This window comes from Flavobacterium yafengii, assembly GCF_030010375.1.
Classification (GTDB): domain Bacteria; phylum Bacteroidota; class Bacteroidia; order Flavobacteriales; family Flavobacteriaceae; genus Flavobacterium; species Flavobacterium yafengii.
On sequence record NZ_JASCRY010000001.1, the window covers coordinates 1,501,550 to 1,513,954 of the forward strand.

The window sequence follows — 12,405 nt, forward strand, 5'->3', positions numbered from 1 at the left end:
CAATACTGGTTTTTGTTACAAAGTAGCGCTTTTTTTTGAGGAGCACACCACTATTCATTTCATAATTAATACTCGTCCCGCTGTACATTGCAATCTTTATTTTCTGAAAAAACCAGAAAAATAAAGGATTTCCATTACCATCGGGGCTAATTTACACGTTTATTTTTTCTAAGGAACTTTTGCAAAAACAAAAATTTCGATACTATTTGATGAAATTCAACAGTAGAAAACATTGTATCTTTGAGTATCAACAATTCAGAATTTTTTTAAACATGAACATCCCAAATTCAACTTTACCCAGAATAGTAGTCATTGGCGGAGGTTTCGCAGGAATTGCATTAGCCAAAAAACTAAAAAACAAAAAAGTTCAGGTTGTCCTTTTAGACAAACACAATTACCATACTTTCCAACCTTTATTATATCAAGTAGCTACAGGCGGTCTCGAAGCCGGTTCCATAGCATATCCTATCCGAAAAGTAATCCAAGAATACGACGACGTCTATTTTAGGCTCACCAATGTCCAAGAAATCGACACTAAAAACCAAAAGATAATCGCTGAAATTGGCGAATTAAAGTATGATTATCTAGTGATTGCCACAGGTTCCAAAACCAATTATTTTGGCAACAAAGAAATCGAGCGCAACAGTATGGCCATGAAAACCATACCGCAATCACTCAATATTAGAAGTCTGATTTTAGAAAATTTTGAACAAGCGGTTTTAACAACAGATGTAGCCGAACAAAATAGTCTCATTAATTTTGTACTCGTAGGTGGCGGACCTACAGGAGTGGAACTTTCTGGCGCTTTGGCCGAAATGAAAAAAGCCATTCTGCAAAAAGATTATCCCGACCTTGATATTGCCAAAATGGAAATTAATTTGATTCAAAGTGGTGACAGAATCCTAAACACCATGAGCGAAGAATCCTCGCAAGCTGCCGAAAAATTTCTAATCAGTTTGGGTGTGAAAATCTGGAAAAACGTCCGTGTCACTAATTACGATGGACGCACGATAACCACAAATTCCGATTTAGCTTTTGAAACCGCCACCGTGATTTGGACAGCAGGAGTTCAAGGCGCTCTTATTGCCGGATTGGATGGTAAATCTTTGGTTGAAAAAGTAGAACGCATTCGGGTTAATGAATACAATCAAGTGGCGGGCTACGAAAATATTTTTGCCGTAGGCGATATTGCTTCTATGGAATCCGAAACCTATCCGCAAGGACATCCTATGATGGCACAGCCTGCGATGCAACAAGGGGAATTATTGGGTGAAAACTTAATAAAATTAATTGAAAACAAACCCATGGAAGCTTTTGAATACAATGACAAAGGCTCTATGGCAACCATAGGAAGAAATAAAGCGGTTGTTGATTTGCCTAAATATCATTTCAGTGGCGTTTTCGCATGGTTTGTATGGATGTTTGTCCACTTGTTTTCACTTATTGGATTCAAAAATAAAGCCGTAGTTTTCTTGAATTGGGTTTACAATTACATTCGATTTGATCGGGAAGGACGTTTGATTATCAGGCCTTATAAAAAGAAAAGCTTCACGACTTTTACAAGTGATGAAGTTTAGATATTTTTTTAAAATTTGGAAAAATACACTTAAAAAACAGCATCACATAATACTGTATTTTTATTCTTACATACTTGATAATCAGTACTTAATGAATGTGTAGAGTAATTCTTATAACTAACTGATTTTCAGTTTTTTAACAAAATTATAATATTTATAACTAATTGTAAATCAGTGATTTATGTTTTAAATAAATATAACTATATTGATTTGAACTTTTTTGAATGATTTTTGATTTAATTTTATATTTCAATTAAAATTTAAAAGTTAATGAAAAGCGTTATACTTTCCAATTTTCATCCAATTTTAGTGGGTAAATTGATAGATCAAAAAAAACTCAATCAGTACACAAAATTCCTGTATTATCATTTTCAAAATCTTCCAAAATCTGGTGTAACTGGAAATGGAGCTTATGATAATGAACCTATTACTTTTGAGCTTATATCTGATCAGGTAGATAAGTATGCCGTTTCTTCCGAAAATATAAATAGTAGACAAAGTATTATTTTTGAGGAAGTTGAGGATTTTATTGAACATATAATGGAAGTTACTTCGCCTTCAGGATATCATTTTCCTGCTGGTTTCGAAGTCAAATCAGGAAATCTTTATGGACCTAAAATTGAGGTTCGAATGGAATGGTTCAAAAGAAAAATGGGATATGTTTTTGATCAATTCTATTTAAAAACCAATACAAGTCCAGAAAATCTCATACATGTTACTTGCTCGGGATATTCTTCACCAAGTGTCGCTCAGGAAGCAGTCATAGAAAGGGATTGGGAAACGGTACAAGTTACGCATTCCTATCACATGGGCTGTTATGGAGCTTTTCCGGCAATTCGTACAGGAAGAAGTTTGCTGTGTGCCAGTTCAACTAAAGGTAGGGTAGATGTGGTTCACACAGAATTATTATCGGCACACTTAAATCTGACCGAATTTTCCAATTCAAATATTATGATTTGCTCTCTTTTTGCAGATGGATTTATTGGTTATTCCTTATTCGATGAAGAATCGTTCCTGACTGATGATACGTTTCCCGAGAAAAAAGGACTACGAATTTTAGCGTCTCATGAAGTTATTATACCAGATTCGTTAGAGGATATGTCTTGGGATTTAGGGGAATACAATTTTTTAATGACCTTGTCTAAGCGAGTACCTGTTTTTATTCGTAAAAACATCAAACCTTTTTTGACTACACTTTGTAAAAAAGGAAATGTTGATCTTGAACAGCAAAAAGGAAATATGCATTTTGCGATACATCCAGGTGGGCCTAAAATCATTGATTATGTTATAGATGCAATAGGATTGGCTAAAGAGCAGGCAAATTGGTCTTATGAGATTTTACGTCGTCAGGGAAACATGTCTTCAGCCACGATTCCTCATATTTTCAACGAAATTGTGAACGATCCAAATATTGAATCAGGTAAGAAAATTGTCGCAATGGCGTTTGGGCCAGGGCTTACAGCTACAGGTTTATTACTGGAAAAATTATAGTTTCTTAATAGTTAAGTTAGGCTTTAAATGTTATGAAATTCATAATTCATAACACATAACTCATAACTTTTTTCCCTTATAGTAATTCACCATTAAATTCACAAATTTACTATAGCCTTCTAAGCCGTCTTTTTGCTGGTTTATTTTTAGAAATCTATCGTAAAAAGCATGAAAACCTTTGTCAATTATAGTGTCATATTGTTTCCAAAAATACTCACTTTCTTTGTAGTTTTTCAAAATTCCGGGATGAACGGTTTTTAGTAATTCTTTAAAAATTTTTTCGTCTCGAACTTGCCAATTGCCCAAGCAATACCGTAAAGCCATGCTGTAGCCTGAATATTGAATATATACATTTTCATTTTTTATAGATGCTAAAAATCCAATAAAGTTACATTCGCTTTCGCTGGCAAAACCCATTTGATGTGCCATTTCATGATTGGTAGTCATAGGGAAACTGTACATTGGACCCAGATAATTAACCTGAGCTTCATTGGTAAACGGATTCAAATAGCCGCCAAAACCCATATAGGTCAAAGGCAAGCTGATAAGTGATTTTTTGGTGCTTAAATGATTATAGGTAAAATAGGAATGTTCTTCAGCTAGTTTTTTGTATCCATTCAAATTCATCTTAAAAACCTGGTTTTGTGAGTAAGGAAATACTACTTTCAAACTATCGTTTTTTGTAATCTGCTTTTGAATGGCGTTTGTTTTAATGATTAACTTTTTGGTGAAAGCTAATAAATCAGCATCCGTATAGTCTTTTTGAATTTCCATTTTTTCAAAAAGCGGTTGACGGTAATAATTAAACGCCCACAGTGAATGAAACAAGAAGTAGAACACTGAAACAAAACTTAATATAGATAATATATTGTTTTTCCATTTTAATTTCCAAGATTTTCGTTGGTTCCAAAACCATTTCAACACAAAAGCAATAACAATAATATACATTAAATCTCCCAAAGAAAATAGAATGCTGCCCAATGCTAATCTTGAAAATTTTGAAAGTACCGGATAAAAACCATTACTGTAAAATTGTTCTACTTGTAGCGGAAAATAAGGAAGAACCTGCAAAATTAGTATTTGGACAAAAAGAAAGAAGGAAAGGAAATATTTTGTTCGCACAGCATGAATTTTAGTAGTGTAAATATAATTACAATATCAATTAGTATCGATAAAGAATTTAAACTTTGTAACTTTGGGCTTTGTAAATGTTAAACCTCAAACAAAAATAAATGAGTCAAGAAATAAGAAATCTGGAACCAAAAGCACTTTGGAATAAGTTTGCCGATTTAAACGCCGTACCGCGTCCTTCTAAAAAAGAAGAGCGTGTGATTGAGTTTATGAAAAACTTCGGAAATAACCTTGGATTAGAGACTTTTGAAGATGAAATTCGCAACGTAATTATCCGTAAGCCGGCAACCGCTGGAATGGAAAACCGAAAAGCAATCGTACTTCAAGGACATTTGGATATGGTACACCAAAAAAATTCGGATACCGTTTTTGATTTTGATACGCAAGGAATCGATATGTACGTGGATGGAGATTGGGTTCGTGCTCGAGGAACAACTCTTGGGGCTGATAACGGTCTTGGTGTTGCAGCTATCATGGCAATCTTGGAAAGTACGGATATTCCACATCCTGCGATAGAAGCATTGTTTACTATTGACGAAGAAACGGGAATGACTGGAGCGTTGAACTTAAAAGGAGGCATTCTACAAGGTCAAATTCTTTTAAATTTAGATACGGAAGAAGATGATGAAATAGATATTGGTTGTGCGGGAGGAATTGATGTGACGGCTACTGCTGAGTATGATGAAGAAGAAACTCCGGAAGGTTCTGTTGGATACACGATTACTGTAAAAGGCTTGAAGGGTGGACATTCAGGAATGGATATTCACAAAGGATTGGGTAATGCCAATAAAATCATGAACCGATTGTTATTTGATGGTTTTGATAATTTTGGTTTACAAATTTCCGAAATAAAAGGTGGAAGTTTGCGTAATGCGATTCCGCGTGAAAGTCAGGCAAAAGTAATTATTGCCGAAGTGTATGATGAAGCTTTTGTTTTTGACATGCAGCAAATTGTAAACGAAATCAAAATGGAGCTAAAAACAACGGAACCTAATTTAGAAGTTGTTTTTGAAAAAATGGATATAACTCCTGCTAAAGTAATGCCTTCAATTGCTCAGTTTTACTTTGTAAGAGCAATGTATACGGCTCATAATGGAGTGTATAGAATGAGTGCTGATTTTGATAATTTGGTGGAAACATCGAATAATATCGCTAAAGTAATTGTTGGCGAAGGGCAACTTTCGGTACAATGCTTAACACGTTCTTCGGTTGAAACCTCTAAATTTGATTTGGCCAATGCTTTGCGTTCTGCTTTTGAATTAATGGGTTGTGAAGTAGAATTTTCTGGTGCATATCCAGGTTGGACACCGAATTCTGAATCAGAGATTCTGGATGTTTTAGTTCCAATTTACGAAAAACAAAACGGTGAAAAACCAAAAGTAGTGGCGTGTCACGCAGGATTAGAATGTGGGATTCTGGGAACTAATTATCCGGATATGGATATGATTTCTTTTGGACCAACGATTCACGGTGCACATTCCCCTGATGAAAGAGCAAGTATTTCTTCTTCTCAGAAATTCTGGAAATTTGTATTGGAGATTTTAGCTAATATTCCAGCGAAATAATCTTGAATTTTAATAAAATATAAAACCCTCCTTTAGCAATAAACGAGGGTTTGTTTTTATAAAAAAGAATTAGTCTCTTTTAGGACTGTTTTTCTTATCTCTTTTTTCTTCTTTCTTTTCTTTAGCCGTTTTTAAAGGCTCTTTCTTTGCAGTTTTCTTTGCGTCTTGACTTTTTGCCATGATATGGGTATTTAGGTTTTGTTTTTAATTTTGATTTAGGTAAATGTATATAATATTTTTGATTTGTTTTAAATATTATTTTAAAAAATCCCCGTCGATGATTAATAATTCAACTCCATTAGCAGTTATAGAGCGATGTGAACTTACATCATCTGAAACTACATAAGTCATTCCTTTAGCGAGTTGGACTTGGTCTCCGGATTCTAGTTCGCTAATAAAATCTCCTTCGAGACAATGCACAATATGTCCTTTTTGACACCAGTGATCTGCCATGTAACCTTTGGAATATGTTACTTTGCGAATTCTAAGTCCGCCTAATTGTATTGTTTGCCAATGTGCTATTCCTGTTGTCCCGATATGTTCGGTTTTTTCTATTGAGTCCCAATTAATAGTTTGGAAAGGTATATTGGACATAGAATTTATTTTTAGATTATTAAATTTCGATTTGAGCCTAAATTTAGTTTCTTTAAAATAAAATTCCCCAATTTCTTTAAGAATTGAGGAATGATTTAATTTATGGGGAAGTCTAAACTTCGATTTAATAAAATATTTTATTGTTTCTTCAGGACTTTATATTCCTCATAACAGCCACTTATAGCATCCATGATTTGTAAATCATTAGCCGTTTTTATAAATGATTCAGAGTAGTTACAGCGTTGTAGAATTTCAGGTATTTCATTTTTATCAATGCCTAAAAGTACCGCTATAGTTTCTCTGTCAAATTTTGATTCTAAAAGATTCCGTACCGTATCATCTTTTTTTAGTTCTTTCAGTTTCTTAAGCTCTTTTGGATTCTTACCAAAAAAATTATAGAGCATATCCGCGGGATTGAATATAGAACCAAGCACTCTTCCAAAAGCATTTGGAGAATATTCACCTGCTTCATATCCTTGTGTTAAACCGGAAATACTATACCTGTAGTTTTCTCTAACCGGTATGATTTTAGTGTCTACTTCAAGATATCCTGTTAGATTAAAGGGTCTGATTACAACTTCTTCAAGCGCAATTGCTTTTTCAGTAAGTTGTATTTTGGTGCTTTTGTTTTTTATCCAGTCATTGGTCACTCGAACGCGAAGCGATTGAAATCCTAAACTAGTAATGTGAAGTGTATCGTTCAGTTGTACGTCTATTTCGAAATATCCTCTTGAATCGGTAGTTGCACCTCTAACTTTATTGATATTAATGATATTTACACTAGATAATACTTGTCTAGTAGTATTGCTGATAATTATACCATTAACTTTTTGGGAAGGTTCTTTAACTTGCGCAAAAGTAGTTGCGGAGAGTACTAAAAAAAAGAAAACTACAAAATATTTCATAAACTGGTTTAAGACTTTAAAAGTAATAAAACAGGATTAAATATTTTGTAGTTCCAGTATATAATTATAAGAAAATTAACAATGAATGTTAGTCTCTTCTTGGTCTTCTTGGTCTTGGTGAGTCACCAAAGCTTTCAGAACGTCTTGGAGCTCTGTCAGATGAACCTTCAGTTCTAGGTCTGTCAGATGAAAAACCACCTTCTCTTCTTGGTCCGAATCCGCCTTCTCTAGGAGCTGAGTTTCTATCGCTTCTAAATCCACCGCCTGAACCTTCTCTTCTTGGAGCAAAGCTTCCTTCTCTTCTTGGAGCAGCACTTCTTCCGCCACCAAAACTTCCACCAGAACTTCTTCCGTTATGGTCACGTCTTCCGCCACCGTCATTTTTAGAAATTTCAACATTGATTCTACGACCTTCTAATTGTACGTTGTTCAATACTTCCATTACTTTATCAGTATGTTCCGGATCCGTGTTAAAGAAAGAGAAACCTTCTTTTACGTCTACTTTGAAAACGTCATCACGACCTAAGTCTAATGTTTCTTTTAAGTAATCTTTCAATGACATCCAATCAAAGTTATCTCTAGAACCTATGTTCACAAAATATCTTGTTGCACCACCATTGTTGTTTTCTCTTGGAGCACCATCTCTATCATCACGATCACGTCTTTCAGAACCTGAAGCTTGATTAGAAATATCTCTAGTTTTCTTGTAGTAATTGATAAAACGATTAAATTCAACCGATACCATTTTCTTGATTAACTCCTCTTTCGATAAACCTTCAAGAACGCTGTTAATTGCAGGAAGATAGTTGTCAATTTCGTGATCAACTTCTGTATCTTTAATTTTATTAGCTAAGTGTAACAATTGGATTTCGCAGATTTCAATTCCAGAAGGGATTGTTTTTTCTTCGAATTTTTGTTTGATGATTCTTTCAATTGAAGAAATCTTACGCAATTCGCTTTTGGTTACGATTACGATAGAAGTTCCTAATTTTCCAGCACGACCTGTACGGCCTGAACGGTGATTGTAGGTTTCAATTTCGTCAGGTAATTGGTAGTTCACTACGTGAGTAATGCTATCAACGTCAATTCCACGTGCAGCAACATCAGTAGCTACAAGCATTTGAATTTGTCTTCCTCTAAAAGATTTCATTACACCATCACGTTGCGCTTGAGATAAATCTCCGTGCAATGCAGCAGCGCTATATCCATCTTCAACTAATTTTTCAGCAACAGCTTGTGTGTCACGTTTAGTTCTACAGAAAACTACTGAGAAAATGTCTGGATTAGCATCAGCTAAACGTTTCAAAGCTTCGTAACGGTCACGTGCATTTACAAGGTAAAATTCGTGAGAAACTGTAGCAGAACCTGAGTTTTTAGCTCCAACTGTAATTTCAATTGGATCAGTCATGAATTGTTTTCCAATACGTGCTACTTCAGCAGGCATTGTTGCAGAGAATAACCATGTGTTTTTTTCGTCTGGCGTAGTAGAAAGGATGTTTACGATATCTTCGTAGAAACCCATGTTCAACATTTCGTCAGCTTCGTCAAGAATACAATAGTTGATTTGAGAGATGTTTACCAAACCTCTATTAATCATGTCTTGCATTCTTCCTGGAGTTGCCACAATAATCTGTGCGCCTCTCTTTATGTCTCTCGCTTGGTCTGTTATGCTAGCTCCACCGTAAACTGCTACCACATTAATACCTTTTTCGTATTTAGAGTAGTTTTTAATTTCGTTGGTAATCTGCAAACAAAGTTCGCGTGTTGGAGATAAAATTAATGCTTGTGTGTTTCTGTTGCTGGCATCAATTTTCTGAATAACTGGAAAACCAAATGCTGCCGTTTTCCCTGTCCCTGTCTGAGCCAACGCAACCATATCTGTGTCTTTTTCCAATAATAGGGGAATCGCTTTCTCCTGTACTTCGGTCGGATTTTCAAATCCTAGATCTAAAATCGCCTTCAGTAACGATTCACTCAATCCTAATTGTTCAAATTTATTCATATGTATTTTTAAAATAGGGTGCAAAATTACTGTTAATAATCGATATAAACTAATGCTATTTTAAGATTTAATGTTTTATTATAATTTGATTATCAGAAAGTTATATTTTTTATTTGCGAATTGTGGGTTTTGATTTAGGATTTTAGTGTGAAATTACGCTTTGAAAATTGTTTTTTTGTTATAAAAATGTTGTATTTTCTGAGCATTTATTTATGCAGTTTCAAAAAATCAATTAATTGTTGCGTAGCTTTTCCTCTGTGACTGATTTTGTTTTTTATTTCCAATGATAATTGGGCAAAAGTTTCTTGGTATTCTTCAGGTTTGAAAATGGGGTCATAGCCAAAACCTTGATTCCCCAATTTTTCTAAAGTAATTTCACCTCGTGCAATTCCTGTAAAAAGATGCTGTTTTCCGTTTAAATTAAATGCAATCACTGTTTTGAATTGTGCTTTTCTATTGCTTTTATTGGTTAAGGAATCTAATAATTTATTCATATTATCATCATCATTGCGCTGTTCGCCAGCATATCGCGCAGAGTAAACTCCAGGTTCGCCATTCAGTGAATCCACTTCTAGTCCAGTATCATCTGCAAAGCAATTGAAACCATATTTTTGTGTAACATAATTGGCTTTTAGAATGGCATTGCCTTCAATAGTTGATGCAGTTTCTGGAATGTCTTCATGACAACCGATACTTTCTAAACTAAGAATTTCAATGGTATCGGGAAGTATACTTTGTATCTCGAGTATTTTATTTTTATTGTTGGAAGCGAAAACAAGTTGCATTTTATTGGTTTTAATGTTACACTTCAAAGATACATTTTTTAGATAGTACATTGGGATGATGTCAATAGCTGCCCAAAGAGCCTATTGATAATACGAATAGCGGTGTGTTTAGAGGTTAAAGAATGTGTGTAGTTGTAATTAATTGAAAATCAATACGTTAATTAATAGTTAAAGTGCTATTTTCTAATGATTTAACTAACATAAGTTGTATCTTTGAGTGTGGTTTTGATTAATCACTTGAATAAAAACTATCTGCAAGGAGAAGAGTATTCAAATTGTCATTTCGTACTGAACGGTATGTTTGATAAATGGTAAATCAAAATTTACAATCGGAGGCCCTTTAAAAAGGCCTCCTTTTTTGTGGTTTAATTTTAAGGATTTTAATTTTTAAAGTATGAATTAAAAGTATATTTTTCAAGATGTGAAATGATTATTTAATTATGATTTCTATGCTGTGAACTAGTGCGTTAATTATTAGTTAAACATTTGTTTTTCAGTATTTTGATTTAAGTTTAATTGTATCTTTGAGTGTGGTTTTGATTAATTACTTGAGTATGTCAATCTTGCAATAAGATATGATAATTCAATAGTCAGCTATACTAATATAATTGTATGAGTTGATAATGGTAAATCAGAACCGACAACTGGAGGACTCTAAAGGTCCTCCTTTTTTTGTTTTAATGTTTTCGGACACTTTTTAAATTATCAGGAAAATACAAATCAGATAGATGGGCAAATTCATCACCACGCATGAAAATGTTAATGTCAACTTCGGCAAAATTATTTTTACCTGCGGCAGCAAGAAGCTCATTAGCTGCGTGTAAAGTGTTTTTATGGAAATGATATACCCGTTCTGATTTGTCCGTTACAACCAGTCCTTTCATCAGCATTTTATCTTGTGTAGCAACTCCGGTAGGACATTGATTATTATTGCATCGCAATGCTTGAATGCAACCTAAAGAGAACATAAATCCACGTGCACTGTTACACATATCTGCTCCAAGGGCAACCGCTCGAAGGATTGAATATCCAGATATGATTTTGCCACTACAAATAACACGTATCTTATCTCTGATTTCAAAACGTGCTAAAGTTTTGTTTACAAAAATAAGTGCTGGTTCAAATGGCATTCCCACGCCATCAGCAAATTCTAGCGGAGCAGCACCGGTTCCACCTTCGGCGCCATCAACGGTGATAAAATCAGGAAAGCAATTTTGAGTAATCATTTCTTGGCAAATCATTTCAAATTCGCGGGTTTCACCAATGCATAGCTTAAAACCAATTGGTTTACCATTAGACAGCAATCGTAATTGTGCAATAAATTCCACTAAACCTTTAGTGTCTGAGAATGCAGAATGGCTGGGAGGAGAAAGTATAGTAGTATGTGGTTGCACACCTCTTATTTTGGCTATTTGTTCCGTATTTTTTGCGGCTGGTAAAACGCCGCCATGACCTGGTTTTGCACCTTGTGATAATTTGATTTCAATCATTTTTACTTCTGGTAAATTCGCTTTTTCGGCAAATTTACCTCCGTCGAAACCGCCTCTGTCATCACGACAACCAAAATATCCGGTTCCTATTTGCCAAGTTACATCGCCACCTTGTAAATGAAATTCAGTTAATCCGCCTTCACCAGTATTGTGGTAAAACTTACCTTTTTGTGCTCCTTTGTTTAATGCAACAATAGCATTTTCGCTTAAAGAGCCAAAACTCATTGCAGATATATTTAATAGTGACGCAAGATAAGGTTGTGTACAGTCTTGACCTCCTACGAGCACTCTTGGTAACTCTTCATTGACAACAGTAGGAAAAATAGAATGTTTGATTCCTTCGTAGCTTGATTGATTTAGATTTAATTGTGTTCCAAAAGGGGTTGTTGAATCAATATTTTTAGCTCTTTGATAGGCAAGAGAACGCTGGTTTCTGGAGAATGGTTTTCCATCAGTGGAACGTTCAATGAAATATTGTTGAAGTTCAGGAGCAATCATTTCAAATAGGTATCTGAAATAACCTAAAACCGGAAAATTTCTTAAAATGGCATGTTTGGTTTGGATGCTGTTAGCAAATCCAATGGCAATTATGGCTAAAATTGTTAAAGGAAAAAAGATGCTGTATTTGTAATAATAAGCAATAATTGCACTTAGAAATAAGATTATAATCCCAAAAATAAAAAATTGCTTTCTCATATTGTTTGTTGTTTAAAGAGCCTAAATTACTTAGAAATTTTTAATATTTTGATAGTTTTGTGAACTACTATCAAATTGATTTTAAATGCATTTTGATTTCTTAGGGACCAAATAGTTAGTTGTTGAAAAATTAAATTATCTGATTTTTTTTAATCAATGTAAAACCAAT

The 12,405-nt window shown here is 34.3% G+C and carries 9 protein-coding genes; 3 read left to right on the plus strand and 6 right to left on the minus strand.

What is annotated here, in order from left to right:
- Positions 1-272: 272 nt before the first annotated feature.
- Positions 273-1,577 carry an NAD(P)/FAD-dependent oxidoreductase gene (locus QLS97_RS06540; protein WP_282715162.1) on the plus strand — a complete coding sequence of 435 codons (1,305 nt, stop codon included), beginning with the start codon at positions 273-275 and terminating at the stop codon, positions 1,575-1,577.
- 270 nt (positions 1,578-1,847) lie between these two features.
- A complete protein-coding gene (locus QLS97_RS06545; RefSeq protein WP_282715164.1) occupies positions 1,848-3,068 on the plus strand; it encodes a 3-oxoacyl-[acyl-carrier-protein] synthase III C-terminal domain-containing protein in 1,221 nt (406 codons plus the stop codon).
- Between the two features lie 60 nt (positions 3,069-3,128).
- Here the strand turns inward: QLS97_RS06545 and QLS97_RS06550 are convergent, their stop codons facing one another.
- The gene (locus QLS97_RS06550) at positions 3,129-4,190 is read right to left on the minus strand and encodes a DUF3810 domain-containing protein (RefSeq protein WP_282715166.1); all 1,062 of its coding nucleotides are present in this window, start codon (positions 4,188-4,190) and stop codon (positions 3,129-3,131) included.
- Positions 4,191-4,300: 110 nt separating this feature from the next.
- On the opposite strand from QLS97_RS06550, the gene QLS97_RS06555 reads away from it, so the two are divergent.
- On the plus strand, positions 4,301-5,764 hold the full coding sequence (locus QLS97_RS06555; protein ID WP_282715167.1) for an aminoacyl-histidine dipeptidase: 1,464 nt from the start codon (positions 4,301-4,303) through the stop codon (positions 5,762-5,764).
- Between the two features lie 255 nt (positions 5,765-6,019).
- On the opposite strand, the gene QLS97_RS06560 is transcribed toward QLS97_RS06555, so the two are convergent.
- The 5 genes from QLS97_RS06560 to QLS97_RS06580 form a co-directional block, all read right to left on the minus strand.
- A complete protein-coding gene (locus QLS97_RS06560) occupies positions 6,020-6,358 on the minus strand; it encodes a DHCW motif cupin fold protein (RefSeq protein ID WP_282715170.1) in 339 nt (112 codons plus the stop codon).
- 137 nt (positions 6,359-6,495) lie between these two features.
- Positions 6,496-7,263, minus strand: a complete 768-nt coding sequence (locus QLS97_RS06565) for a carboxypeptidase-like regulatory domain-containing protein (RefSeq protein ID WP_282715171.1) — start codon at positions 7,261-7,263, stop codon at positions 6,496-6,498.
- An 88-nt stretch (positions 7,264-7,351) separates the two neighbouring features.
- Positions 7,352-9,265: a DEAD/DEAH box helicase gene (locus QLS97_RS06570; RefSeq protein WP_282715174.1), complete on the minus strand. Its 1,914-nt coding sequence runs from the start codon at positions 9,263-9,265 to the stop codon at positions 7,352-7,354.
- A gap of 206 nt (positions 9,266-9,471) precedes the next feature.
- A complete protein-coding gene (locus QLS97_RS06575; RefSeq protein WP_282715177.1) occupies positions 9,472-10,050 on the minus strand; it encodes a non-canonical purine NTP diphosphatase in 579 nt (192 codons plus the stop codon).
- A gap of 677 nt (positions 10,051-10,727) precedes the next feature.
- The gene (locus QLS97_RS06580) at positions 10,728-12,236 is read right to left on the minus strand and encodes an FMN-binding glutamate synthase family protein (protein WP_282715179.1); all 1,509 of its coding nucleotides are present in this window, start codon (positions 12,234-12,236) and stop codon (positions 10,728-10,730) included.
- Positions 12,237-12,405: the final 169 nt, after the last annotated feature.

Bases quoted from the DNA above. Each gene is read 5' to 3' on its own strand.
- QLS97_RS06540 (WP_282715162.1), top strand. From the start codon at position 273: ATGAACATCCCAAATTCAACTTTACCCAGAATAGTAGTCATTGGCGGA.
- QLS97_RS06545 (WP_282715164.1), top strand. From the start codon at position 1,848: ATGAAAAGCGTTATACTTTCCAATTTTCATCCAATTTTAGTGGGTAAA.
- QLS97_RS06555 (WP_282715167.1), top strand. From the start codon at position 4,301: ATGAGTCAAGAAATAAGAAATCTGGAACCAAAAGCACTTTGGAATAAG.
- QLS97_RS06560 (WP_282715170.1), bottom strand. From the start codon at position 6,358: ATGTCCAATATACCTTTCCAAACTATTAATTGGGACTCAATAGAAAAA.
- QLS97_RS06565 (WP_282715171.1), bottom strand. From the start codon at position 7,263: ATGAAATATTTTGTAGTTTTCTTTTTTTTAGTACTCTCCGCAACTACT.
- QLS97_RS06570 (WP_282715174.1), bottom strand. From the start codon at position 9,265: ATGAATAAATTTGAACAATTAGGATTGAGTGAATCGTTACTGAAGGCG.
- QLS97_RS06575 (WP_282715177.1), bottom strand. From the start codon at position 10,050: ATGCAACTTGTTTTCGCTTCCAACAATAAAAATAAAATACTCGAGATA.
- QLS97_RS06580 (WP_282715179.1), bottom strand. From the start codon at position 12,236: ATGAGAAAGCAATTTTTTATTTTTGGGATTATAATCTTATTTCTAAGT.